At 71.3% G+C, this 25,103-nt stretch carries 21 protein-coding genes and 2 pseudogenes; 11 read left to right on the top strand and 12 right to left on the bottom strand.

Going from position 1 to position 25,103, the window contains the following annotated elements:
* Positions 1-126: 126 nt before the first annotated feature.
* Complete coding sequence (purE, locus tag FS770_RS14280) at positions 127-630, bottom strand: 5-(carboxyamino)imidazole ribonucleotide mutase (RefSeq protein ID WP_371413768.1); 504 nt, start codon at positions 628-630, stop codon at positions 127-129.
* Between the two features lie 102 nt (positions 631-732).
* Positions 733-1,914: pseudogene (locus FS770_RS05850) on the bottom strand (5-(carboxyamino)imidazole ribonucleotide synthase); the annotation flags it as partial.
* Positions 1,915-2,097: 183 nt separating this feature from the next.
* Here FS770_RS05850 and FS770_RS05845 point away from each other — a divergent pair.
* Positions 2,098-2,757, top strand: coding sequence for a GtrA family protein (locus tag FS770_RS05845; RefSeq protein WP_313960149.1), 660 nt, complete (start codon positions 2,098-2,100; stop codon positions 2,755-2,757).
* 105 nt (positions 2,758-2,862) lie between these two features.
* On the opposite strand, the gene FS770_RS05840 is transcribed toward FS770_RS05845, so the two are convergent.
* Entirely contained in the window at positions 2,863-3,561 is a 699-nt protein-coding gene (locus tag FS770_RS05840; RefSeq protein ID WP_144942373.1) for a TIGR03089 family protein, read from the bottom strand.
* 230 nt (positions 3,562-3,791) lie between these two features.
* Between FS770_RS05840 and FS770_RS14030 the strand changes: the two genes are divergently transcribed.
* The 4 genes from FS770_RS14030 to FS770_RS05820 all read left to right on the top strand — a co-directional run bounded on the left by FS770_RS14030 (position 3,792) and on the right by FS770_RS05820 (position 7,300).
* Positions 3,792-4,361 (top strand): WhiB family transcriptional regulator, encoded by a 570-nt coding sequence (locus FS770_RS14030; protein ID WP_144942372.1) that lies wholly within the window; start codon positions 3,792-3,794, stop codon positions 4,359-4,361.
* Positions 4,362-4,426: 65 nt separating this feature from the next.
* Positions 4,427-4,999, top strand: coding sequence for a DUF3499 family protein (locus FS770_RS05830; RefSeq protein ID WP_244944777.1), 573 nt, complete (start codon positions 4,427-4,429; stop codon positions 4,997-4,999).
* A gap of 112 nt (positions 5,000-5,111) precedes the next feature.
* On the top strand, positions 5,112-6,431 hold the full coding sequence (locus FS770_RS05825) for a L,D-transpeptidase (protein WP_145010576.1): 1,320 nt from the start codon (positions 5,112-5,114) through the stop codon (positions 6,429-6,431).
* Positions 6,428-7,300: a TIGR01906 family membrane protein gene (locus FS770_RS05820; RefSeq protein WP_244944776.1), complete on the top strand. Its 873-nt coding sequence runs from the start codon at positions 6,428-6,430 to the stop codon at positions 7,298-7,300. The genes FS770_RS05825 and FS770_RS05820 overlap by 4 nt, the downstream gene beginning before the upstream one ends.
* On the opposite strand, the gene FS770_RS05815 is transcribed toward FS770_RS05820, so the two are convergent.
* Positions 7,284-8,918 carry a dolichyl-phosphate-mannose--protein mannosyltransferase gene (locus tag FS770_RS05815; protein WP_145010573.1) on the bottom strand — a complete coding sequence of 545 codons (1,635 nt, stop codon included), beginning with the start codon at positions 8,916-8,918 and terminating at the stop codon, positions 7,284-7,286. The genes FS770_RS05820 and FS770_RS05815 overlap by 17 nt on opposite strands.
* A gap of 40 nt (positions 8,919-8,958) precedes the next feature.
* Between FS770_RS05815 and rsmI the strand changes: the two genes are divergently transcribed.
* On the top strand, positions 8,959-9,843 hold the full coding sequence (gene rsmI / locus FS770_RS05810; protein WP_244944775.1) for a 16S rRNA (cytidine(1402)-2'-O)-methyltransferase: 885 nt from the start codon (positions 8,959-8,961) through the stop codon (positions 9,841-9,843).
* A 102-nt stretch (positions 9,844-9,945) separates the two neighbouring features.
* Here the strand turns inward: rsmI and FS770_RS05805 are convergent, their stop codons facing one another.
* From FS770_RS05805 to FS770_RS05780, 6 genes and pseudogenes are all read right to left on the bottom strand, one after another.
* A complete protein-coding gene (locus FS770_RS05805) occupies positions 9,946-12,429 on the bottom strand; it encodes a transglutaminase TgpA family protein (protein ID WP_244944774.1) in 2,484 nt (827 codons plus the stop codon).
* Positions 12,426-13,991 (bottom strand): DUF58 domain-containing protein, encoded by a 1,566-nt coding sequence (locus FS770_RS05800; protein ID WP_145010570.1) that lies wholly within the window; start codon positions 13,989-13,991, stop codon positions 12,426-12,428. Before FS770_RS05800 ends, FS770_RS05805 begins: the two co-directional genes overlap by 4 nt.
* Complete coding sequence (locus tag FS770_RS05795) at positions 13,988-14,938, bottom strand: AAA family ATPase (protein ID WP_145010567.1); 951 nt, start codon at positions 14,936-14,938, stop codon at positions 13,988-13,990. Before FS770_RS05795 ends, FS770_RS05800 begins: the two co-directional genes overlap by 4 nt.
* A gap of 128 nt (positions 14,939-15,066) precedes the next feature.
* Positions 15,067-15,744 (bottom strand): annotated as a pseudogene (locus FS770_RS05790) (integrase core domain-containing protein); the annotation flags it as partial.
* 188 nt (positions 15,745-15,932) lie between these two features.
* On the bottom strand, positions 15,933-16,376 hold the full coding sequence (locus FS770_RS05785; protein ID WP_144942364.1) for a nuclear transport factor 2 family protein: 444 nt from the start codon (positions 16,374-16,376) through the stop codon (positions 15,933-15,935).
* 32 nt (positions 16,377-16,408) lie between these two features.
* Positions 16,409-17,020 carry a DJ-1/PfpI family protein gene (locus FS770_RS05780; protein ID WP_144942363.1) on the bottom strand — a complete coding sequence of 204 codons (612 nt, stop codon included), beginning with the start codon at positions 17,018-17,020 and terminating at the stop codon, positions 16,409-16,411.
* A gap of 82 nt (positions 17,021-17,102) precedes the next feature.
* Here FS770_RS05780 and FS770_RS05775 point away from each other — a divergent pair, with 82 nt between their 5' ends.
* Both FS770_RS05775 and FS770_RS05770 read left to right on the top strand, forming a co-directional pair.
* Entirely contained in the window at positions 17,103-18,035 is a 933-nt protein-coding gene (locus tag FS770_RS05775; protein ID WP_144942362.1) for a GlxA family transcriptional regulator, read from the top strand.
* Positions 18,036-18,090: 55 nt separating this feature from the next.
* Positions 18,091-19,095: a TatD family hydrolase gene (locus FS770_RS05770; protein WP_244944788.1), complete on the top strand. Its 1,005-nt coding sequence runs from the start codon at positions 18,091-18,093 to the stop codon at positions 19,093-19,095.
* A 126-nt stretch (positions 19,096-19,221) separates the two neighbouring features.
* On the opposite strand, the gene FS770_RS05765 is transcribed toward FS770_RS05770, so the two are convergent.
* Complete coding sequence (locus tag FS770_RS05765) at positions 19,222-19,416, bottom strand: hypothetical protein (protein ID WP_145010561.1); 195 nt, start codon at positions 19,414-19,416, stop codon at positions 19,222-19,224.
* 583 nt (positions 19,417-19,999) lie between these two features.
* On the opposite strand from FS770_RS05765, the gene rsmA reads away from it, so the two are divergent.
* The 3 genes from rsmA to FS770_RS05750 all read left to right on the top strand — a co-directional run bounded on the left by rsmA (position 20,000) and on the right by FS770_RS05750 (position 23,665).
* Entirely contained in the window at positions 20,000-20,974 is a 975-nt protein-coding gene (gene rsmA / locus FS770_RS05760; RefSeq protein WP_244944773.1) for a 16S rRNA (adenine(1518)-N(6)/adenine(1519)-N(6))-dimethyltransferase RsmA, read from the top strand.
* Entirely contained in the window at positions 20,971-22,044 is a 1,074-nt protein-coding gene (locus FS770_RS05755; protein WP_145010558.1) for a 4-(cytidine 5'-diphospho)-2-C-methyl-D-erythritol kinase, read from the top strand. The genes rsmA and FS770_RS05755 overlap by 4 nt, the downstream gene beginning before the upstream one ends.
* A gap of 124 nt (positions 22,045-22,168) precedes the next feature.
* The gene (locus FS770_RS05750) at positions 22,169-23,665 is read left to right on the top strand and encodes an RNB domain-containing ribonuclease (protein WP_145010555.1); all 1,497 of its coding nucleotides are present in this window, start codon (positions 22,169-22,171) and stop codon (positions 23,663-23,665) included.
* Here the strand turns inward: FS770_RS05750 and FS770_RS05745 are convergent.
* Entirely contained in the window at positions 23,655-24,974 is a 1,320-nt protein-coding gene (locus FS770_RS05745; protein WP_244944772.1) for an APC family permease, read from the bottom strand. The two genes, FS770_RS05750 and FS770_RS05745, sit on opposite strands and share 11 nt — an antisense overlap.
* Positions 24,975-25,103 lie beyond the last annotated feature (129 nt).

The following is a 25,103-nucleotide window of genomic DNA, read 5'->3' as shown; positions in this document are numbered from 1 at the left end:
GTTGCGGGGAGCCGACGCTGCGGCCCACCGGTCCGTGGCCCCGCCGAGGAGGGGACACGAGTGGCTCATTGTGCCCCGCTCACCTGGACCTGGGCCGACAGCCCGCCCCGGTGCGGCGGCGCCGGCTCAGTCCTTGGAGCTCGCGCCGCGGGCCACGGCCTCCCGGAGGGCGGAGCCCTTGCGGTGCGCGGCTTCGGAGAGCTCCGCGGCGACGTGCTGCAACCGGTCCCGCAGCTGCTGCGCGGAGGTGCTCGACGCCGAGCCCAGCACCCGCGCGGCGAGCAGACCGGCGTTGCGCGCACCGTTGATCGACACGGTGGCCACGGGCACGCCCGCGGGCATCTGCACGATCGAGAGCAGGGAGTCCATGCCGTCCAGCGTCTTCAGAGCCACGGGGACGCCGATCACCGGCAGGGGGGTCACGGAGGCGAGCATGCCGGGCAGGTGGGCGGCGCCGCCGGCCCCCGCGATGATGACTCGCAGCCCGCGCTCGTGGGCGGTGCGGCCGTACTCGAGCATCTCGGACGGCATCCGGTGGGCCGAGACCACGTCCGCCTCGTAGGGTACGCCCAGTTCCTCGAGGGCCTGGGCGGCCGCGCGCATGGTGGCCCAGTCCGAGTCCGAACCCATCACGAGCCCCACCAGGGGTACGCCAGTCTGGGCGGCCGGGACCGCGCCCCACGTCGTCGTCCCCCCGCTGTCCACGGCGGTGGGCCGGGCGTGGCGGTCCTCGCCGTCGCGCAGGATGCTCGCCGCGTGCGTGGCGATCTCGCGCAGCGCCGTGAGCTCGTGGGCGTCCCCGACCACGTTGACGTGGCCGATCTTGCGGCCCGGGCGCACCGACTTGCCGTAGTTGTGGATCTTTGCGCGGGGCTCGGCGCTCATCGCGGCGGGGTAGGCCGCGAAGAGGTCCTGGTTGTCCCCACCCAGGAAATTCTTCATCACGGCTGCCTCGGCCACCACGTCCGTGGCACCCAGCGGCCAGTCGAGCACGGCCCGCAGGTGCTGCTCGAACTGGCCCGTGACGGAGCCGTCCATGCTCCAGTGCCCGGAGTTGTGGGGGCGCATGGCCAGCTCGTTCACGGCGAACCCGGTCTCCGTGCCCGGCGTCTCGAAGAGCTCCACGGCCATCACGCCGGTCACTGCGAGGTCATGGGCGAGCTTCACGGCGGCGGCCTGCGCGGCACGGGCCACCTCCGGGTCCAGCCCGGGAGCGGGGGCGATCACCTCGTCGCACACACCGGCCACCTGGATGGACTCGACGACGGGCCACGCCACGGTTTCGCCGGACGGCCTGCGGGCGACCATTGCGGAGAGCTCACGGCTGAACGCCACGGCCTCCTCCGCGAGCAGCCCCTCCTCGGAGTCCGCGGCGGCCGAGCGCTCGAACCACTCGGCAGCGGTGCCGCTCGTGGCCTGCTCCGCACGCTCGACCCGCAGCACGCCCTTGCCGTCGTAGCCGCCGCGCGGGGTCTTCAGGATCACGGGCCAGCCGACGCGATCGCCGAAGGCCACGAGGTCCTCGGCGGTGTGGACCTCCGCCCACTCGGGGTTGGGCAGGCCCAGATCGGCCACGGCGCGGCGCATCACGAGCTTGTCCTGCGCGTGCACGAGCGCGGCGGGCCCGGGGCGAACGGCGACCCCCTGGGCCTCCAGGGCCTTCAGGTGCTCAGTGGGCACGTGCTCGTGGTCGAAGGTGAGCACGTCCACCTCCGCGGCGAAGCGGCGCAGGGTGTCGAGATCGGTGTAGTCGCCCGCGGGAGCGGTGCGGACGGCCGCCACCGCGCTCACCTCGGGGCTCTCCGCGAGCACGCGCAGCTCCACTCCGAGGGCGGTGGCGGCGGGGGCCATCATGCGGGCGAGCTGCCCGCCGCCCACGACGCCGATGACAGGACCTGTCTCAGGAGAATTCACCCTCCCAGGCTATCGCCACAGCTGACGTCCAGTCATGTCGGAGTACGATGCACTCATTCATCCGGCGCCCACGGTGAGTCCCGGGCGCGACGACATCCGTCCGGGTGGGACGCACGCACGAGACGGTCCCCCCAACCTTCCTCCGTCCCCGATGAGCAGAGTGAGACCGAACCCTTGAACACCGTGGTTGAGCGCGCGCACGCGCTGTGGGAACTGTTCGTCAAAGAGCTCGCGAAGTTCGGACTGGTGGGGGCCGCTGCGTTCGCCATCAACGCCACGCTCGTGTGGCTGCTCATGCACACGCCCTACTTCGCGGACAGCCACATCAAGGCCAAGGTGGTGGCCACCGTGGTGGCCATCGTCTTCTCGTGGGTCGCCAACCGGCTGTGGACTTTCCGTGACAAGCGCCAGGACGACAAGAAGAAGGAACTCGTGCAGTTCCTGGTGGCCAACGGGATCGGCATGGCCATCGAACTCGGCTGTCTGGGCGTGAGCTACTACGTCCTGGGCCTGACCTCCGCAACGGCCTCGTTCATCTCCGGCACGATCATCGGCACCATCCTGGGCACCGTCTTCCGCTACTTCGCCTACCGTTTTTGGGTGTTCAGCACCAAGCTCGACCAGGACCCGGACTTCGCGGACAGCCCGGACCAGGAGTTCGCCTTCATCACCGGTCAGATCCCGGTGGTCCACCGCCACGACCACGACACGCAGCAGCGTCCCCGCCACGGCGGCGGCTCCCACGAGGGCAGCTCGTCCGGTGGTTCCGTGCACGGGGCGGGCACCGGGAACATCGACGACACGGACTCCGAGCCCGACGACGACGCCCGCCGCGCCTCCTGAGTGACGGCTCCGGCCGCGCACTGACAGGCAGACCGGACGTCTGCGCGTCCGGGCGCGTCGGCCCGCCACGGAGCCGTTGCGGGGCCACCAGCCAGCATTAGACCGTCAGAGCTGGGTGGCGCGTTCCTGGGTGAGGACGTCCTCGGTGGCATCCTGCGGCCCGGCGGCCAGCAGCACGGCCCCGCCGCGAGCCACGATCCCCAGCGTGCTCAGCAGCGTGGTCTCTCCCCAGCCGTCGTCCAGCGGGAGGAACACGGTGCCGACGGCTTCCGGGGAGGCGGTTTCCAGGGCCCTGCTCAGCAGCTGCCCGTGGGTCGCGCCGGAGGGCAGCGCCTCGGCGGAGGGGTCCGGTTCCTCGAACCCGGTGTAGGTGTCCGGCTGGGCGCGCACCTCGGCGCAGAAGTCCACGGCGTCCCCGGGCAGGGGGTCGGAGCACGCAAAGGCCAGCGCCGGGGTGGCGACGACGAGCTCTGTGCCGGCCACGGCGTCGTCGTCGTGGCCTTCCAGGCGGGCGTGCAGGACGGCGTCAGCGTCCGCGGCGAACTCGATGCGCGCACCCACGCGAAGTGCGGCGAGGCTCAGGACCACCAGCCGCCAGTGGGGTGCGGGGGAGATGCGCACGGTGTCCCCGGAGGCGACATCCAGCTCGTCCACAAGCAGCCCCGCGGACTTCTCCACCCAGTTGACGAGGACGCGCCCCGAGAGCTCCACGCGCTCGGGGCCGTCGCGCCAGACCAGGGCCGGTGTGGGCCGCTCGGAGACCGCTGCGAGGGCCCCTGCGAGATCGTTCGGTGTGCGTCCCACGCAGAAACTCCTTAGGGTAAGTGACCGGGCCCCGGGTGCGCGGGCGGCGCGCCGGTGAACCCGGGAAGCCCAGGATACTCGGCTTGACTACCCGGGACTTACACGCGTGTAATTAGGGGGTCCACCTGGCAGGCAGGGGTGCGTCCCGTCACGCGAACCCACTCGCAGCCGGGACAACCGGGCTGGTTGAGGGCACCGAGAAGACGAATGCGCGGGACGGAAGGACAGACATGGGAGAGGCCGCACGCCGCCGCCACGACGGACGCGAGGACTCGGATGCCGGTTCCACGGACGGCACCGTCCCCGTCGACTGGTTCGTGGATCCCGTGGACCAGGCCCGTGGCACCGTCGGCGTCACCACACTGGACGACCTCGCCTCTGCTTTCCTGGCCGCTCACCCCGAGGTGGCCGGGGACGTGCTCCTGCGCTCCGACCGCAAGCAGCCCCGTGAGCCCGAGCCTCCCGCGCACACCCCCCAGGAACTGCACGACATGGAGGTCCACGACGTCCAGAGCGTGGACGCGTCCGTGTGGCAGGCCGTGGCCGGGGTGTACTCCGTGAGCGAGGGTGACGCCGAGGGCGAGCTCGCCTGGCAGACGGATGCCCTGTGCGCCCAGACGGACCCGGAGGCGTTCTTCCCCGAGAAGGGCGGCTCCACCCGGGACGCCAAGCGCGTGTGCGAAGCGTGTCCCGTGAGCGGGCAGTGCCTGGACTACGCCATGAGCAACGACGAGAAGTTCGGCATCTGGGGCGGTCTCTCCGAGCGCGAGCGGCGCAGGCTGCGCCGCCGGGGCCGGTGAGCCGCGTGGCCCAGGATCTTGCTCCGCGCCGCAGCTGCTCACGGCAGACGTGCAGCCGGGACGCCGTGTGCACACTGACCTACGTCTACGCCGACTCGACCGCGGTGATCGGTGCGCTGTCCGCGCGCAGGGAGCCGCACGCCTACGATCTCTGCCCCGTGCACGCGGACGCCCTGACCGCGCCCCGCGGTTGGCGCGTGGTGCGCCTGGAGTCCCCGGACGGCTGGGGCCGTGACGACCTCGACGCCGTGGTCCAGGCCGTCCGCCCGGACGAGGAGCCCGTGGTGCGCCGCGGCACCCGCGGCGCGTCCCTCGGTGCGGCCCAGCCCGCCGGCGCGGCCTCACCCGGGGTCCGCGTGCTGCGCGACGTCTCCTACCGGCCCGAGCCCTCGGACGAGGACGCCTCCCGTCCCGGTGCACGCGGCCACGACCCCCGCGCCGACGACGCCGCGCGCGGCGGGCAGCGCGCCGCCGACGGTCCTCGCGGCGCCGCCGATAGCGGTGTTTCCGCAGCGCATACGGAAGGGTATTCTGGGTACACCCGCCCAATTGCGAACGCAAACAGGCGTCCGCCCGAGTCAGAACGTTTCGTGCCCCTTCCGGAGGAGCTGCGGACCCCGCACCTGCGGCGGCCGTAGCAGCCGCCCACCCACGGGTGACCGGGACCGCCACCCGAAACCGGCCCTCAGCCGGGGCCGCCCGGTACCGGGCCCGTGGCTCCACCCCCGGCTTCACCCCAGTGAGGTACCCATGACCGCTTCCCACAACTCTTCTGGAACGAGCCCCGAGGGTTCCCGCCCCGGCGCATCCTTCTCCCCGTCCTCTGCCAGCCCTGCCGCCACGCCCAGCGGGGCCGACGCCGCGCGCGGCCTCACGCGCCGGCGCCTCTCCCTCGGCTCCGTCGGGCTGCTCGCTGCCGTGGGTTTGAGCGCGTGCGGCGCGGACTCTGGCGACGAGGGCAGGGCCGAGGCCTCGGGTTCCGCGGGTGCGTCGTCGACGGCGAAAGCCCCCGGCGTGACGGTGATCCCGGCGGCCGACGCCTCGATGGTCAACCCCGTGGACCCCGTGGTGGTCACCACGGACGCGGGGACGCTCACGGAGGTGACCGTGACGGCGTCGAACTCCGGTGAGAAGGCCGAGGGCGCGATCGGCAAGAACGGCACCGAGTGGCGCTCGGCCAAGCCCCTGGCGTTCAACGAGACCTACACCGTGGACTACACGGCGCGCAACAGGGGCCGTGACACCACTGGACAGAGCGTGTTCAGCACGGTGGACGCCGCGCACGAGGCGGACGTGAGCATGAACGTCAAGGACGGGCAGACCTACGGCGTGTGGCAGGTCGTGGAGTTCAACTTCTCAGAGCCGGTGAGCACCAAGGACGCCGTGGAGAAGGCCATCTCCGTGGAGGGTGCGCACAAGGACGGTGCGTTCCGCTGGTACTCGGACCAGAAGCTGCGCTTCCGCCCGAGCGAGCCCTGGACGCCCAAGTCCACCGTGAAGGTCAGCGCGAACATCCTGGGCACCGACCTCGGCAACGGCATGATCGGCAACGGCAACAAGACGGTGTCCTTCACCACAGGCCCCGAGCAGCGCGCCTACGTGGACAACAACACCAAGACGCTGGTGGCCTACGTGGACGGCAAGGAGACGGGCACGTGGCCGGTCACCCTCGGCGACGCCGAGTGGCCATCCACCACCGGCAAGAAGGTCATCCTGGAACAGGCCGCCTCGTACAAGTTCAACGCCGGCTCCCTGAACCTCAAGCCGGGGGACTCCCACTACTACCCGCCGTTCGACGCGTCCAACGTGTCCCGGCTGACGTGGAGCGGCGAGTTCGTGCACCAGGCTTTGCCCTCCGCGTACTCCGTTCTGGGCGTGGCCAACGTGTCCCACGGCTGCGTGGGCATGCCCCCGGAGGGCGCGAGCTACATCTACAACACGTTCCGCCCGGGCGACATGGTGGAAGTGGTCAACACGAACTACCCGCAGGCGGACCCGGACGACGGGCTCGGGGACTGGAACATTCCGTTCCAGAACTACCCGAACGAGAAGTGGCACGGCAACTGGTGAGCACTTCCGCGCCCGTGCCCGCGTCCTCCGAGCCGGCCGCTTCGGCCGAAGATCCCGGCGGCTGCCTGGCAGCCTCGAACCCGGGCTCCGCGGGGGACTCCCGCGGGGCCCGGGACCCCGGCGCCGAACCGGCGCGCTCGCTGCCCCGCCGCACCGTAGTGCAGCGGTTGCTCCAGGCAGTCCTGGCGCTGTCCCTGCCCGTGCTGCTGCTGGGGCTGGGGGCGCGTCTCGTGGCGACCCCGGTCTTCCTGCAGCTCGAGTACCACCGGCCCGGCTTCCCCGCGGACCACTGGGGGATGAGCACCGAGGAACGGATGACGTTCGGCTCCTACGGGATGGACTACATCATGAACCTGGCCCCGCCGGAGTACCTGGGCGGCCTGGTGAGCCCGGAGGGCGGCCTGGCGTTCACCCCGGCCGAGGTCTCCCACATGAGCGACGTGCAGCACGTGATGCACTGGGGGCTGATGAGCGCCTTGGTGCTGCTCGTGGTGAGCGTGCTCGTCGGCTGGTGGCTGCACCGCCGCGCACCGGGGGCGGCCTCCGCGGCATGGTTCGCGGGCGCGTGGCTCACGGTGGCGCTGCTCGTGGTGGCATGCGTGGCGGCCGTGTTGGGCTGGCAGAACTTCTTCGCCGCGTTCCACTCGCTGTTCTTCAGCTCGGGCACGTGGACGTTCAGCATCTCTGACACGCTGATCCGGCTCTACCCCACGCAGTTCTGGATCGACGCCGCCATCGCGGTTGCGCTGATCACGCTCGTGGGTGCGTTCGCAGTCATGCTCGTCACTACCCGACGACGACGCCGCGCGGCCACCCCGCGGACGGCCCCCTGGGCGGGCGGCCGGGGCCGGCTCAGATCCAGGACCTGAACCACATCCGCCACCGCCAGTGCTCGTACGGGATGGTCTGGGCGGTCCACACGGGCCAGAAGAACACGGCAAGTGCCACCACGAGCACCAGGAACACGAACGTCACGGTGCACCAGCGCCGGGCCCAGCGGGCAGACACCACCCGCTCATCCGTCGCGGCCTCTGGCGTGCCCGCCGTCGCCCCGCCCCGGGGCACCGCAAGACGCCCGGTGAGCACCCCTATGGCGCCGGTGATCAACAGCACCAGCGCGGGGAAGTAGGACAGCGCGTAGAAGAAGAACATGGTCCGCTCCGGGTACAGGAACCACGGCAGGTACCCCGCCGCGTAGATTCCCACCAGGGCCCCGAAGCGCCAGTCGCGGCGCACTGCCCACAGCCAGATCCCGAACGCCAGCGCCAGAACGCCCACCCACCAGATCGCGGGATTGCCCAGGTTGAGGATCGCCTGGCTGCACGAGTCCACGGTGCACCCGTCCGTGCCCGCGGAGGGTGACTCGTAGTAGTAGGACGTGGGCCGCTGCATGAACAGCCAGCTTGCGGGACCGGCCATGTAGGTGTGGTGGGAGTCCAGCCCCGTGTGGAACGAGTACGCGGCCACGTGGTACTCCCACAGGGAGCGCAGCGCCGAGGGCAGCCACTGGGGGCCCTGCCCGGGGTTCAGCTCTGCCCAGTTGCGGTCGTAGCCGGTGCTCGTGAGCAGCCACCGTGACCACGTGAGCACGTAGGTCACCAGCCCCACGCCGATCATCGTGAGGAACCCCCACGGACCGTCCTTGAGCAGCGTCCCGGTGAACCACCGGCGGACGCCCGCCACCCGGCGAGCGTTCATGTCCCACAGCACCGCCAGCACCCCGAGCGCCGCAATGCTGAACAGCGCGTTCCACTTCACTGCGGCGGCCGCACCGCACGCGACACCCGCCGCGACCCGCCACCACCGCACTCCCAGCCACGGTCCCAGGGCGGAGCGGTTGAACCGGGCGACGAGGCGGCGTCGTCCATCGTCCCGGTCCAGCAGCACGAAGACGAACGCGAGCAGCAGGAAGAACATCAGGAAGATGTCCAGCAGCGCGAGCCGCGACTCCACCAGGTGCAGCCCGTCCAGGGAGGTCAGCAGCCCGGCCACGGTGGCGAGGCTCACCGAGCGGAACAGCAGCCAGCCCGCGAACCAGATCAGCGCAATCGAGGCCGTGCCGAACAGCGCCGCGGAGAAGCGCCAGCCGAACGGGTCGTCCCCGCCGAAGAGCCACAGTCCGACCGCGATCAGCCACTTTCCCAGCGGCGGGTGCACCACGAAGGAGGGGTGGTCCTCGACGTCCGGGATGCTGCCGGAGACGAAGCCGGCGTCCGCGCCGGAGGGCCACTGCTGCTCCGTGCCGTGCAGCAGCAGCGAGTACGAGTCCTTGAGATAGTACGTCTCGTCGAAGACCACGGCGTGCGGCGAGGACAGGCTTGTGAAGCGCAGCACCCCGCCCAGCAGGGTCACGAGCGCGAGCGGGACCCACCAGTACCGGGGCAGGCGGGTGACGGCCGGGAGAAGGAGCTCGTCCAGCGGGCGTGCGGGGGACCCGGCGCTCGGCCGGGCGGCGGGGGAGGCAGCGGTCGAAGGCACGGACCCCATGGTAGGGCGCCGGACTGGACGGGGTTCGTACAGTGGTCCTGTGACTTCGCAAGCATCTGCCCCAGCCCAGGACTCCGCCCACGGTGCGCTGGTCATCGTGGGCACCCCCATCGGCAACCTCTCCGACGCCTCCCCTCGGCTGCGGGAGATCCTGCAGAGCGCGGACGTGCTCGCCGTGGAGGACACACGCACGCTGCACCGCCTGGCCTCCGGTCTGGGCGTGGGTGTGGCCGGGCGCGTGGTCACCCACCACGAGCACAACGAGTCCGCGCGCAGCGCCGAGCTGCTGGACGAGGTGCGCGCGGGGAAGACGGTGGCCGTGCTCTCCGACGCCGGGATGCCCACCGTCTCCGACCCCGGCTTCCCGCTCGTCCGCGCGGCGGCCGAGGCGGAGCTGCCGGTGACCGTGCTGCCCGGGCCCTCGGCCGTCCTCGCGGCGCTCGCGGTCTCCGGGCTGCCCACGGACCGGTTCACGTTCGAGGGGTTCCTGGCGCGCAAGAAGGGTGAGCGGGCCGCGCAGCTCACCGCCCTGGCCGCCGAACCCCGGACCATGGTGTTCTACGAGTCCCCGCACCGCCTGGCCGAGATGCTCGCCGCACTGCGGGACGCCATGGGCGGGGAGCGCCGCGCCGCGGTGTGCAGGGAGCTGACCAAGCTGCACGAGGAGGTGCTGCGCGACGACCTCGACGGTCTCGTCGCGTGGGCCGAGGGCAACCAGATCCGCGGAGAGATCGTGGTGGTCCTCCACGGGGCGGCCCCGGCGCAGGCGCCGGAGCCAGAGCAGCTGACCGCGGTGGTCGAGGAGCTCGTGGCCACCTCGGACATCAAGCTCAAGGCCGCCGCGCGGCAGGTCGCCACCGAGTACGGGGTCAGCACCCGCAGGCTCTACGACGCCGTGATCGCCGCCCGAGCCGAGCAGGGCTGAGCACGACGCCGCCCTCTCCCCGTGGTGCTGCGGGGAGCGGGCGGCGTCGTCGCACCGGGCTCAGTGGGTTCAGTGAGTCCGGTGGGCTCGTGCGCTTGGGTCTCAGCGGCGGGAGCCCCCGCGCAGCGAGGCCGGCCACCACGCGGCCCTCATACGCTTTCCCCGCGTGGCCCGGCGGCGGAACTCATTGCGGATCCGGGTCAGGTCCTCCGGGGTGGTCCGCGGCGTCCAGTCCGCGTGCGGTACCCCGTAGCCCGAGGTCTCAACGTCCTCGACCAGCCGCTCAACGGCCGACGCCGCCGCCGGGATCCCCGCGGAGAGTCTCCGTGCGGCCACGCGTGGCGTGTCCGAGGGCCGGGCGGTCACGCCGTGGTCCGCGGCGAGGGCCAGGAACTCGTCCCAGGCGGCGTTGGCGCGGCGCTGGGGCGGGAGGTTCTTGTCCTGCAGCGCGGCGATCCGCGCACGCCGGCGGCGTCGCCGCAGCCAGCGGGGCAGCGCGGCCAGGAGGAGCAGCACGACAACGACGACGCCTCCGGCCAGTGCCCACCAGGGAACGACCAGGGTGGCGGGCCGCTGATCCTCGGGCGCGCCCTCCTCCGACGGCTGGGCGTCCGGGGACTGCTGGTCGGCGCCCGGGGTACTGGGCTGCTGCGACGGCTCGTCCGCGGACTGTGAGCCCTGGGACTGCGAGTCGGAGGGCTGCGCGTCCGAGGACGTCCCACCCGCGGACTCGCCCGGTGAGGGGGAGGACCCGGCGGAGGCGTCCTGCCCGGAGTCCGGCGCGTAGTCCGGGGTGCTGGGCACGCCGGGAGTGGGTTCGAAGCGCACCCATCCCACGTTCTCGAAGTACAGCTCCGGCCAGGCGTGCGAATCCCCGGTGCCCACCGGGTAGGAGCTGCCGCCGTTCGCGTCCACCGTGGCGGCGGTGGGAAGATAGCCCACGGCCACGCGGGCAGGGATGCCCAGCTCTCGAGCCATCAGTGCCATGGCCGGGGCGAAGTGGCCCGAATAGCCCGTGCGCGTCTGCAGGAACTTCTCGAGCGAGCCCATCCCGCCGGCATCGTAGCCCTGGGCCAGCGGTGCGTTGACGTCGTAGTGGAAGTCGCGGCGCAGGTGGTTCTGGAGGGCCAGCGCGCGGTCGTAGTCGGTGCCCGCGCCCCGCGCGAAGTCGCGCGCCGCGTCCGCGAGGGCCTGCGGGCGGTCCCGGGGCAGCTTCAGGTAGTCCTTCATGGCGTCGTCGGACGAGGCCGACGGCGCGCGGCGCAGGGTCTCGGGCGTGGCCTGCGGCGTCGTCGACGTCACGGTGTAGCTCGCCCCGGACATGCCCGTCGACTCGCTGTGGACGGAGAGGTCCTGCGGGTTCCAGGCCCAGCCCTGCTCACCCAGTCCGGCGACGCCCACCGGGGCGTAGGGAGCGGGCAGCCAGTGCTCGTCGTACTGGTCGAAAGTGACCTTGCTGGTGACCTCGGTGCCGCGGGGCACCGGGTTGCGGGACGCGTCCGAGAGCCCGGAGAGGTCCCCGTCCAGGCCATCCGTCCTGGGGAACCACTCGTCCGAGGAGAAGTCCGAGAGGGTGAGCAGACGCATGTACTGCGCGCGGTCGTCCGAGGCGGTGTAGCTGAAGCGCTGCGTGCGCTCCTGCGAGCGCAGGTCCTGGCCCACAGCCCGAAGGGGTCCCACGCCGGCGGCCCGCTGGGAGGTGAGGGAGCTGCCCTGGGGGAACGCACCGTTGAAGAAGCCGGGCATCACCGAGGGCACGAACAGCACCACGGCCAGCACACCGGCGACCACCAGCAGCGCACGGGGCAGGCCGCCGGGCGTGGGGGCGATCCGGCGGGCACGTGTTGCACCCAGGCTGCGGGAACCGGCCAGCAGCGCGAGAGCGGCGAGCACCGCGGCGGCGAGCCCCAGGGGCGTGACGCTTCCGGGCAGGGTCAGCCCCGGGACCACCAGGAGGGCAACGATGCCCAGGCACGCGAGCCCCGCCATGCGCAGCCCCACGAGCACGGTCTCCATGAACACGGTGACGAGTCCCACTAGGGCGCACAGCACGAACGAGAAGCCGGGGTGGAACGGGTACGGCGCGGCCGTGCCGGCCACGAAATCACCGGAGGAGCCCCACAGCTCGGACGCGGCGCTCAGCGTGCCGGGAACGGGGATGAAGCCGAGCAGCGCCGAGGAGCTCAGGTGCACCACGGTCAGTGCCAGCAGCAGCGCGGCCAGGCCCAGCACGGTCACCACGGTGGAGGGAAGGCGCAGCCAGCGCGCGGCACCGGTGACCACGAGCACCGTGACTGCGGTCACCGCGACGGGGGCGATCCACCACCCGCCGTCGAGCGCGCCTCCCATTCCCACGCAGCCCAGGGCCACGGCCCCGAGCAGCAGCAGGCACAGCTCCATCACGCGGGGCCGGGGCGGACGGGACAGGGGGCCCGACGCCGCTGCGGGAGCGGAGGCGCCCCGAGCGGTGGGTGACGCAGAGGGGGAATCGGCCGCGGCGGCGTCGTCGTCCCAGGGTGTCGAGCTGGGTGTCGAACGGGGGGTCGATTGGGGCGTCGAGCGGTGGGAGGAGTCGGGGGACGTCATGCGGTGGTCCTGCCTCGGGTGCGCGCCATCATCTCGTCCATGCTCAGGCGCCGCTCACCCGGCGCAGGGGGAGGCGGTGCCATCAGGGAGCCGCCGCCCACCACGGCGAGCCACGCGGCGTCCACGTCTGTCCAGCGCGTCACCAGGACCACGGACCAGCCCGCGGCCTCGAACACGTCCGCGCTCTGCGGTCGGGCGATGGGCGGGTCCACGACCATGACCACGGAGTGTGAGGCACTGCCCGCGGCGGCCCGGACGAAGCGCTGCGCGCCCTCGGGGGAGAGCTTGCCGGTGAGCAGCAGCACCGGGTGGGTGAGGCCCTCGCGGTCCAGCCGCGCGGCCAGCTGGTCCTCCGCGGGCCTGGGCTCGGGGCGCTTCACGAGCGCCACCCGGGACAGCCCGTGGACCACCTCGGTGGCGGTGTCGTCCGTGACGGTGGTGTCCCGCAGCTCGGCGGTCTCGGACTCGCCCCGGGGCAGGGCACGGCCCTGGTCCTCCAGGGCGTACACCACCGTCTCGCGGCGCGTGAGGTGCTCAAGCACGGAGGCCGCCGCACCGACCGCCCACTCGAACTCCTCCGTGGACTCCAGCACGCCGGCCCACACGCGCTCGCCGGGCCAGTGCTGCTCCACGGTGTCCAGGACCAGCACGGTCCTGCGGGTGCTGCGAGGGTCCTCCTGGCGGACCATGAGCTGCCCGTGCTTCGCGGAGGCCGCCCAGTGCACCCGGCGCATGGGGTCCCCGTGGCGGTACTCGCGCGTGGTCACGTTGTCCGGTCCCGGCTGCGGCTGGGCGCGGCGGGACGGGTCGCTGCCGGACTCGTGCGCCAGCGTTGAGCGGTGCTCCGTGAGCTCCTCCGGGTCCGGTGCCACGTGCAGCGAGGTCCGCTCGGCCACGTCCAGCAGCTCGGCGACCACGCCGAACGGATCGCTCACGCGCACCGTGGCAGGTCCGAGCTCGTGGATCCCACGGCGCCGCGGGCGCACGGTGTACGCCACCGGCACCCCGGACACCGGGACCGAGAAGTCCTGGTCCCGGCCCAGCAGCGGGTCCACCGTCTCGTGGACGTCCACCGCCGCGCGGTCTGCGGATGCGGTGCGTCGCCACGACGCCGCGCGGGCACGGCCCGTGGCGCCCGCACCGTCGGCTGGGCCCCCGGCCGCGGACGTGCTGCCGGGTGCGTCGCCGTCCGTCGAGGTGCCGTTCGCGGAGGCGACGTTTGGGGAGGTGCCGGGGACGGCGGCGTCGCCGGCCGAGGTGCGGGAGCGGGAGGGGAACGTCGAGCGGCGTCGCACCCGCAGGGAGACCTGCGCCGCGTCCCCCAGAGTGACCAGGGGCGGCTCGACGGAACGCTTGAGCAGCACCCGCGGCTTCACGAGCCACATGGCCAGCGAGGACAGCAGCGGGACCATGCCGAGAAACAGGGACAGTGCGAGAACGTCCTTGCGCCCGAGCCACGTGGCCAGGGCCAGGCACACCACGGCGGCCGCCAGGAAGCACCAGCCGCGGACCGTGAACTTGGCGCGGGAGTCCACCCGCGCCTTCGAAGTGGCGGTCCTCATCGGGTGCGGGGCGCGTCTTCGGTGGGAATGCGGACGTCGTCGAGGATGGTGCGGACGATGTCCTGGGCGCTGTCCGCGCCGGAGCGGCGCTCGAGGATCAGCCGGTGGGAGAGCACGGCCACGGCGACGTCCTTGACGTCGTCCGGCAGCACGTGGGAGCGCCCGGCGAGCGCGGCCTGTGCGCGGGCTGCGGCCTGCAGCTGGAGTGCGGCGCGGGGGCTCGCGCCGAGACGCAGGTGCGGGTGCGAGCGGGTGGCCTGGCACAGCGCCACGATGTAGCGGCGCACCGCGGTGGAGACGTGCAGGGAGGCCACGTGCTGGACGAGAGCGCGAGCCTGGTCGATGTCCAGCACCGGTTCGAGCCCCTCCAGCGGGGAGCCGGAGCCGTGGTCGGTGAGCATGGCGACCTCTGCGTCAGCGTCCGGGTAGCCCATGGAGATCCGGGCGGTAAAGCGGTCGCGCTGCGCCTCCGGCAGCGGGAACGTGCCGTCCATCTCCACAGGGTTCTGCGTGGCGACCACCATGAACGGGGTGGCCAGGCGGTACGTCGTGCCGTCCGCGGTGACCTGGCCCTCCGCCATCGACTCCAGCAGCGCGGACTGCGTTTTCGCGGACGCCCGGTTGATCTCGTCCCCGATCACGATGTTCGCGAACACCGGGCCCGGCTTGAACTCGAACTCCCGGCGCACCTGGTCGTACACCGAGACACCCGTGATGTCCGTGGGCAGCAGGTCGGGGGTGAACTGGATGCGGCTGACCGTGCCGCCGATCGCCCCCGCCAGCGTCCGCGCCAGCATGGTCTTGCCCACACCCGGGACGTCCTCCACCAGCAGGTGGCCTCCGGCCAGCAGGACCGTGAGGGCCGTGCGGGTCTCTGCGGACTTGCCGTCGATGACCGCGTTCATGCGGTCCAGGACAGCCTTCGTGTGGGCGGCGAACTGCTCCATATTTCCTCGTCTCACGAGCACGGGGGTGCCAGGGGATGGCATTTCCACCATGTTCTCAGGAATTCATGGACTCGGCGGTATTGCCCGGGCACATGGCGTGCGGTGACGGCGCGGTGACGATGACTGCTGTACTGACCGGGGACGTTGGCCAACCGTGAGAACGGCGGCTGGTTGCCGCAAGCCGTGTGTGGCCGGTGGTGGTTGTCGTAGTCCAGCCGTCGAGCTCGTCCCGGCGTTCGGCTTCGGAGGCGTAGCAGCGGGCGTAGGCCCGACCGTCGGCCAGGGTTCGGTGGAAGCGTTCGATCCTGCCGTTGGTCTGCGGCCGATACGGACGGGTCCGCTTGTGCGTGACGCCGAGGTCGGCGTAGGCGACGCGGGAGTGGTCATCGGTGACGGTGTGAACCAAAGCCTTGCCCATCAACGGATGGGCGTACTTGTTGCGGGGCTTGCCCTGTGTGGCGGCCCGGTTCTTCTCGCCTTGACGGCGGCCGACGTAGCGCCAGCCTCCGCCGTCGGGGATGTTGCCGAGCTTCTTCACGTCGACGTGGATCATCGCCCCGGGGTGGTCGTGCTCGTAGCTGCGGACGGGTTCACCGGTGGAGCGGTCGACGTGCGAGAGCCGGCTCAGGCGGGCATCGACAAGGTTCCGGTGGACCGTCGATGGCGCGATCCCCAGCCGACTGGTCAACGGGACTGGTCCTTAGCGGAGACGCAGCCGGAGCTGGATGCAGCGCTTGGTCGTGGCCTGGCTGGTCTTGTTCGGTGACCGGCCAGCCCTCCTCAACCACGGGACGGCCGGCAATCAGGCAGTGGTGGGGTGTGAGAGCGGCGTTGGGGGCGGAACACGTAGAGCCATTCAGATGCGAAGTGGCCGGCGACCTTGCGGTCGCCGGCCAGCTGGCCGGTGCTGTCGCGCGGATGGTCCAGCCCCGAGACATGCACCCGCACGTCGTTTCGGCAGACTGGGGGCATCCGGGCGTGGGCCGGCGGGGCGTCACCAGGTGGGAAGCTCGCCCCGGCCTGGGGTGACGCGTCGCTCCTCCTGGCCGATGGGACGGTCGTTGATGCTGGCCTCGCGATGGGTCATGTAGCCCTGTGCGTCGAAGCGCCACAGTTCGTTGCCGTAGGAGCGCCACCACTGTCCGTCATGGCCGTGCCATTCGTACTGGAATCGCACGGCGATCTGGTCGTCGGTGAACGCCCACAGGTTCTTGCGGAGTTGGTAGTCGAGTTCCCGATCCCATTTGGCGGTGAGGAAGGCGATCACCTGGTTGCGGCCGGTGATCGTCTGGTCACGGTTTCGCCAGACGGTGTCGACGCTGTAGGCCTGCGCGACCTTCTCGGGCTCGCGCGTGTTCCACGCGTCCTCGGCGGCCTGTACCTTCCGGGCGGCGGTTTCGGCGGTGAACGGTGGGATGGGGTTACGGGTTTCGGTCATGTGAGTACTCCGTGATCTGGGAATGGGATGTGTCAGTGGTTTGTGGGCATTGGCGACGTGCGCGGCGCCGGGTGGTACTCGACACCGTCCTGTACTTGTCGGGCGCGTTCGGGGCTGGCGAGTCGTCCGACGAGGTGAAGGGCCATGTCGATGCCTGCCGAGACGCCGGCGGCGGTGACGATCTGCCCATCGTCAACCCAGCGCTGGTCAGGGCATGGCGTGATGGTCGGGTCGAGGGCGAGGAGTTCCTCGAACGCTGCGTGGTGGGTGGTGGCGGGGCGTCCGTGCAGGAGCCCTGCGGCGGCAAGTACCAGGGCGCCGGTGCAGACACTGCTCACCAGGGCACGGTTCTCGGCGGCATCTTGTAGCCACCGCAGGTGATCAGTGTCCGCGAGGCGTGCCCTGGCGCCGCGTCCTCCCGGCTCCACGATGAGGTCGGGGCGCGGCACGTCGGCCTTGGCTCCGGTGGGCACCACCTGGAGTCCCTTGGCGCACCGGCGGGTCTGGCCGTCATCGGTGACGAGGTCCACCCGCCAGCCATCCTCCGGATACGCCTGGGTCCAGTACGACAGCACTTCCCACGGGCCGACGGCGTCGAGTTCCTCCGCGCCGTCGAACAGGTCGATCACTATGCGCTTGCTCATGGCCTCAACCCTGCCGGGGCACCCCGTCCAGTGCGAGCAGCTGGAATGACGCAGTGCACGCAATTCCTGCCATGATCGCTGCATGCCACACCACGTCGTCGCCCTCGCCCTGCCCGGAGTGGTTGCCTTCGACCTGTCGACGGTTGCCCAGGTCTTCGGGCACCCCGCGGAGGAGGAGTACACCTTCGAGGTGGTGACGCCCGATGGTGACGACGTCATGACCTCCAGCGGATTCAGCATTGGTGCCGTCCATGGCCTGGATGCGCTGGACCACGCCCACACGATCATCATCCCCGGCTACCGACCTCACGAACGGCCACAGCTCGCGACACTCGAGGCAGTTCGCGATGCACACCGGAGGGGTGCGCGCATCGCGTCGGTGTGCACTGGCGCCTTCGCCCTCGCTGCAACCGGGCTCCTTGACGGGCTGACGGCCACCACGCACTGGCAGGACGCCGTGGAGTTGCAGCGGTTGTACCCCAACTTCACGGTGCAGCCCGATGTGCTCTACGTCGACCACGGACAGGTCGCCACCAGTGCCGGCGTGGCCGCCGGAATCGACCTGTGCCTGCACCTGGTGCGCGAGGACCTTGGGGCGCGGGTCGCCACCCGTATCGCCCGCCGCATGGTGGTACCGCCCCACCGGGCAGGTGGCCAGGCCCAATACATCGAGCCAGCGGCAGCTCCCACAACACATGGCTTCGCCGAACTCACCGACTGGATCGTGGACCACCTCGACCAGAGCCTCACCGTTGCCGACCTGGCCCGCCATGCGCACTTGTCCGAGCGGCAGCTCGCGCGACGCTTCGCTGCCGAGACGGGGCAGAGCCCCCTGCAATGGATCCTGCACCAGCGAGTCCTTGCCGCCCGACACCTGCTGGAGAACAGCCACCTGCCAGTCGACGTCATTGCCCAGCGCACCGGCCTGGGAACAGCCAGCACGCTACGGCGTCACCTGCGGCGAGAGATCGACGTGACTCCCACGAACTACCGGCGCACGTTCCGCGCTGGCTAAGGACGGGTCGATCAACCTCTCCGGTCAGGACATGGTCGCCTATCGTGGGAGGGTGATCGAGACGCCCCTGACCGAGACCGTGTTCCGAGCCGATGCACCCCGCGAGGCGGTGGTCGGCGAGACCCCGTGGGCCTACCGCCCGGAGCGCTACACGCTGGACGCCGGGGAGGATGTCGCCAGCGGCGAGGGCACCGAGCGGCGGGCGCACACCGACCCGCAGGGCCAGCGCCGCAACCTCGTGTTCCCGGCACTGCCGGCGCCGCTGCCGCACCCGGTGGTGGACAACCACACGCACCTGGACATGCAGGACGGACTCGTGCGGGTCTCCGTGGCGGACGCCGTGGGCACCGCGCGGGGCGCCTCCGTGGCCGGGGTGGTGCAGGCGGGGTGCGACGTCGAGTCCTCCCGCTTCGCCGTGGACGCCGCCCAGGCCGTGCCCGGTGTGCTCGCCGGGGTGGCAGTGCACCCGAACGAGACACCGGAGCTCGCGCTCGTGGGAACCCTCGAGGACGCGCTGCGGGAGATCGACGCGCTGGCCGCCGAAGACCGGGTGCGGGTGGTCGGGGAGACCGGCATGGACCGCGCCCAGACGTCCGAGCAGGGCATCCCCGCGCAGGAGGAGTCCTTCCGCGCGCACATCGAGATCGCCAAGCGCCACGGGCTGGCCATGCAGATCCACGACCGGGACGCCCACGCGGACGTGCTGCGCGTCCTGGGCGATGCCGGGGCACCCGAGCGCACGGTGTTCCACTGCTTCTCCGGGGACCCCGAGCTTGCGCGGGTGTGCAACGAGAACGGGTGGTACATGTCCTTCGCCGGGACCGTGACGTTCAAGAATGCGAAACCCCTGCAGGCGGCCCTGCGGGTGGCTGACCCGGCGCTGGTGCTGTGCGAGACGGACGCCCCCTTCCTCACTCCCCACCCGTTCCGCGGCCGCCCGAACGCCCCCTACATGGTCAACTACACGGTGCGGGGCATGGCCGAGCAGCTGGAGACGGACCTGGAGACTCTGTGCGGGCGGATCTGGGACAACTCGGAGCGGGTCTACGGGCAGTTCTAGAGGGGCTTCTGAGATCTGCGACAGCTGTGCCGCGTTCCACAGTGACGGGGTCCTCTGGGTAGCAAAGCGGCGTGTGGACAGGTGGCGGGCCAGCCACGTCAGCCACTCGTCACGAGGCGCGGTCCCTCAGGTCATCGTGGACCAGCATCCCCGCAAGGCCCACCTCTCGTCCCGCAGGACTTCCAGCCTGTGCATCTCGTCCCTGCAGGCGCCGTGGTCCTGGCCGTGGACCCGACCGTTGAACTCGAGAGCGGTCATGCTCTGCAGCCAGGCGAAGTCCAGGTGCCGGTCGCCGTAGCCGGTGGCCACTCTGTGGTCCATGATCGGTGGGGGAAACCCCGCGTGCACCGAGATCAGCCGCACGAGCGTCTTCATGGGCGACCACGTCCCGGCAGCGCTGCGCTGCAGTGCCGCACGGACCGCCACGACAGCTCGGGAGGCGGGCGGCAGCCGGAGGAGACGGTTCTCGATGAGGCAGACGGACCACGCCGGGGGTCACCACCAGAGCCTCCCCTGGATCGGTCAGCAGGGTTCCTTACGGGCCCCTCACCGGATCCAAGCCGTAGGACCTGGTGCTGCGGACCCCCTCGAGCCCGCAGTGGTGTCGGGTGCGCCATGCCAGGTGCACCCACCACTCCCGGGCCCGCCTGAGATCACTGCCCCGAGGAGGATGTCTCTCGCCAAGGAGTTCCATCACCCACCGGCCACCCCCTGCCGGTCGCTGCCGGAGTCCGACGGGGGTGCACCAGACCGGGCTGGATTCCGCAGTGCCCCCGCTGCGGAACATCTACGGCACGAAGTGCCCGCTGCATCGGACGCCTGCCGGGCGTTTCGCGCCTCGGGTGTTGCACGGGCCCCGGGCAACCCCACCGTGCCCCGCCCGCCCTGCCCGTAGGATTGTCCGGTGACCGAGCACAGCACAGACGGACCGCTCCTGGGGCCCGCGGAGATCAGGGAACTCGCCGAGCAGGCGGGCATCCGCCCCACCAAGACCCTGGGTCAGAACTTCGTGATCGACCCGAACACCATCCGGCGCATCGTGGCGGCCGCCCACCTGGGACCTGAGGAGCACGTCCTGGAGGTGGGGCCCGGGCTGGGGTCGCTGACGCTGGGGCTGCTGGCGGCGGCGTCGTCCGTGACCGCAGTGGAGATCGACCCGCCCCTGGCCCGGCAGCTGCCCGCGACCGTGGCCCGGTTCTTCCCGGAGGCCGCGGACCGTCTGACGGTGGTGGAGGCCGATGCCGCCCGCGTCCGGGACCTGGGGGACGGCCCGGAACCCACGGCGCTCGTCGCGAACCTGCCCTACAACGTGGCCGTGCCCGTGCTGCTGCACATCCTGGAGACGTTCCCCACGGTGCGCCACGGGCTGGTGATGGTCCAGGACGAGGTCGCGGACCGTCTGGCCGCCGGTCCCGGGTCCCGCGTGTACGGCGTGCCGTCCGTGAAGGCCTCCTGGTACGCGGACGTGCGCAAGGCCGGGGTAATCGGCAAGAACGTGTTCTGGCCCGCGCCCAAGATCGCGTCCGGGCTCGTGCGCCTCGACCGCCGGGAGCCTCCCGCCGACGAGAGCCTGCGCGTACCCACGTTCGCCGTGGTCGACGCCGCGTTCGCCCAGCGCCGCAAGACCCTTCGCGCGGCCCTGAGCGGCTGGGCGGGCTCCGGTGCGCGGGCCGAGCGGGTGCTGCGCGCAGCGGGGGTGGAGCCCACCGAGCGCGGAGAGAAGCTGGACGTCGCGGACTTCGCGCGCATCGCCGAGGCCGACGCCGCCGTCCCCGAAGATGCGCCGGAAGGCACCGCTGCACCGCTCGCCTCCACCGCGCCGCTGGACGCCCCCACCCCGTCGTTCACGTCCGACCAGCACCCAGAGGAAGGGGCATGACCGGGGCCGCCGCAACCGCCGCCGAGACCCACCCCACCGTCACGGCGAGCGCACCTGCCAAGACGAACCTCGTCCTCCACGTGGGCAGCCCCACCGCGGACGGCTACCACCCGCTGGAGACGCTGTTCGTGGCGGTGGACCTGCGGGAGACGGTGTCCGCGAGCCTGGACCCGGCTCTGGCGCGGCGCGGCAGCGGCGCCGTCGTCACGGTCGAACCGGCTCCGGACAGCGCGTACGAGCGGATGGTGGAGGAGGGAACGGCCCGCCTGGCTGACATTCCGCTGGACGAGAGCAACCTGGCGGTGCGTGCCGCGCTCGCGGTGTGTGCGGAGCTCGGGATTCCCGTGCCGGGGCTGCGCCTGCACCTGCGCAAGGCGGTGCCGGTCGCGGGAGGAATGGGCGGCGGGTCCGCGGACGCGGCCGCCGCTTTGGTCGCGGTCAACCAGCTGCTGGCCTCCCACCTGGGAACCCGGCCGCTGACGGCTGAGGAGCTGCACCGGCTCGGGGCGGCGCTCGGCGCGGACGTGCCCTTCATGCTCCTCGGGGGTGCGGCGATCGGCCGCGGCACGGGCACCGAACTTGAGCCCGTTGCGGCGCACGCCCGGTTGCACCTCGTCTTCGTCCCCCAGGACCAGGGGCTCTCGACGCCGGCGGTCTACCGGCAGTGGGACGCGGCGAACGGCGTTCCGGGACTGACCTCGGGAGACCGCACCGTCATGATCCCCCGCATCGTGGAGCAGCAACCCGCCGGCACCGCCCCGGACCCCGTCTCCGCCGAGGTCCTCGACGCGCTGGCCCACGGCAGCGCGCCCCGGTTGGCAGCTCTCGTCCGCAACGACCTCCAGGCCCCGGCAGTCCACCTCCTCCCCGAACTGGCGACCCTGCTGGAGCACGGGGTGGAACTGGGAGCTGTGGTGGGGTGGGTCTCCGGATCAGGGCCCACGGTGTGCTTCCTGGCCGCCACGGCCGAGGACGCGCAGGCGTTCGTCGGCGCGTTCGGGCGGGAAGGACGTCGTGCGCTCGCCGTGGTCGCCCCGGCACCGGGCGCGCGGGTCGAATCCGCCGGGTGACTGGTGGCCCGGCGCGGGCGGGGGCACAATCGGGACAGCACGGCCGCGTCACCACGGTGTCGGGTCCCGGGGCCTGACCCCGGTGCCCGGTGGGGCGCGGTTCCGCCGCCGGTGAGGAGTCAGCATGGCCATCCGTCCGCAGCAGGCCCGTCCCGTTCCGCCACCGCTCGTCGCCGCGCTGGACGCCCTGCGTCGTGAGCTGGGCATCCCTGACGACTTCTCGCCGGAGGTCCACGCCGCTGCCACCCGGGCCGCAGCCCCATTCCCACCGGGTGCTCCGGGCTCCCCGGTCCCGAAGGAGGAGCGGGCCGACCACACCGACCTCGCCCTGGTGACCATCGACCCCGAGGGATCTCGGGACCTCGACCAGGCGGTGTTCATCGAGCAGACGGAGGGCGGTTTCACGGTCTGGTACGCCATCGCGGACGTCGCGGCGTTCGTGACGGCGGGGGACCCCGTGGACCTCGAGGCGCACCGCCGCGGCCAGACCCTCTATGCGCCGCACCAGCGCACACCGCTGCACCCACCGGAGCTCTCGGAGGACACGGCGAGCCTGCTGCCCGGGCAGGACCGTCCCGCCGTGCTGTGGTGCCTGGGGCTGGATGCCCGCGGCGAGCTGGAGAGCACCTCCGTCACGCGTTCGCTGGTGCGCAGCCGTGTCCAGCTGACCTACCGCGAGGTGCAGGAGCAGCTGGACGCGGGGACCGCCCCGCAGGCGTGGCAGCTGCTGCGCACCGTGGGGCAGCTGCGGGAGCGGATCGAACGTGAGCGCGGCGGCGTGAGCCTGCGCATCCCGGAGCAGGAGGTGGTGGTGGAGCAGGAACAGTGGCACGTGGTGCACCGCAGCGCCCTGCCGGTGGAGGGCTGGAACGCCCAGATCTCCCTGCTCACGGGGATCGCCGCCGCACGTCTGATGCTCGACGCCCGCGTGGGCCTGCTGCGCACGCTGCCACCCGCCGCAGAGTCCTCCGTCCGCAAGCTGCGAACCACGGCCGAGGCCCTGAGCATCCCGTGGCCCGGGGACATGAGCTATCCGGACTTCGTGCACGGACTCGACCCCGAGATTGGGGCGCACGCCGCAATGCTGTACTCGTGCACCCTGCTGTTCCGGGGCGCCGGCTACGAGGCCTTCAACGGTGCGCTCCCCGAGCAGCGTGCCCACTCCGCACTGGCGACGCCGTACGCCCACGTGACCGCGCCCCTGCGCCGTCTCGTGGACCGCTACGGCAGCGAAATCTGCCTGGCGATCAGCGCGGGGCGTCCCGTTCCCGACTGGGTGCTCGCCGCCCTGCCGCAGCTTCCGGCGGAGATGGCCGCGTCCAGCCGCACGGCCTCTGCCTACGAGCGGGGCATCGTGAACATGGTCGAGGCCATGACCCTCGCACCCCATGCGGGGGAGGCCTTCACAGCCACGGTCGTAGACGTGAAGCCGGACGGCTCGCGTGGCACCATCGTGATCCGGGACCCCCCGGTGGAGGTCTCCCTGGCCGTCCCCGGCCTGCCGCTGGGCGGCGCCATCACCGTGCGGCTCGCCAACGTGGACGTCTCCGAGGGACGCAGCGAGTTCGAGCTCATCGCCGAGCAGGCACCGCTCCAGGAACCGGGCCCCGTCATTCGGTGAGGTGCATGCGAGGTACCGGTCTGGTGAACATCCGGGTGTGCCACAGCAACCGGATGATTCCGAGCGCGACCCAGCCGAGTCCGAGGAGCACGGTGTGCGGGGCAAGACTCGTCCACAACCAGGCGGTCAGTGCAAACCCCACGGTGGGCACCGCGCCGTACAACAGGTAGGTACTGACTGTGCGCCTCTCGGCCCGCACCAGGTAGGTCGAGATGACGCTGAGATTCACCATGCTGAAAGCGGTGAGGGCGCCAAAACTGACAATGGACGCCACGAAGTCCACGTCCGCGAAGACCGCGCTCACGGAGATCACCGCCACGAGCAGGATTGCGCCCGCAGGGGTCCTGAAACGGGGGGGGGAGAGGGTTCCGAAGAACTTGTGGGGCAGCAGATGGTCGCGGCCCATGGCGTAGAGGATTCGTGAGACGGAGGCCTGGGAGGCCAGAGCGGATCCCAGCGCCCCCGTCACGTACGCGGCCAGGAAGAACGCGGTCAGGAGGTTGCCTCCGATCTGGGAGAGAAGCGTGACAGCGGCGACGTCGGCGGCCGCACCCGTCTCAACCTCCGGGGCTGCCATGTGGGCGAACCACGCGACGGCCATGAAGAAGAGACCGCCGATCACGGTCGTGAGGATGACGGCGCGTGGGATCGAGTGCTTGGCGTCCTTGGCCTCCTCGCTCATGGTGGAGACCGCGTCGAAGCCGAGGAACGACAAGCACAGGACGGCCGCGCCCGCGGCAATGCCGCTGATGTCGAGGTCTGAGCGGATGAAAGGGTCCAGCGGGTGGACGGAAGGGTCGAAGGCCCTGGCTGCGTAGACGAAGAAGATGATGAAGAAGACCACTTGCAACAGCACCAGGACCACGTTCGCGCTCTTGACCGCAGCAACGCCCACGATGTTGAGGACGGTGACCAGGGCCAGGGCTGCAAGAGAGAATGCCCATGCCGGCACCGCAGGGAAACGCTCGGCGAGGTAGAGCCCGATCAGCAGGTAGTTGAGCATGGGCAGCAGGATGTAGTCGATCATCACCGTCCACCCGGTGACGAAGCCGACGGCGCTGCCCAGGCCCACGCGGGTGTAGGCATAGGCCGAACCTGCAGACTGCACTGCACGACCCATGAATGCATAGCTGCAAGCGGTGAAGAGCATCGCGAACAGGGTGAGCAGGTACGCCGTGGACAGGAATCCGCCGGTGATTTCGTTGACGATCCCATAGGTGGTGAACACCGTCATGGGCACCATGTAGGACAGGCCGAAGTACACGAGAGTGGGAACACCCATGGACTTGTGCAGTGAGGTTCGAGACACGGAAACATCCGGCCTCGCGGGGGTGGAGGGGGAAGACGGTGCCATGGACACGACTCCTTGCTCGTGGGCGTTGGCCCGGAATAGTGGGGGTGGGGTGCGCTGATGTTGGAGAACCCTGAGCCACCCGCC

It is taken from the genome of Kocuria salsicia (assembly GCF_007681555.1).
GTDB classification, from domain to species: domain Bacteria; phylum Actinomycetota; class Actinomycetes; order Actinomycetales; family Micrococcaceae; genus Kocuria; species Kocuria salsicia.
The sequence above is the reverse complement of the archived record's forward strand: the minus strand, read 5'-3'. Positions and strand labels throughout refer to the sequence as shown.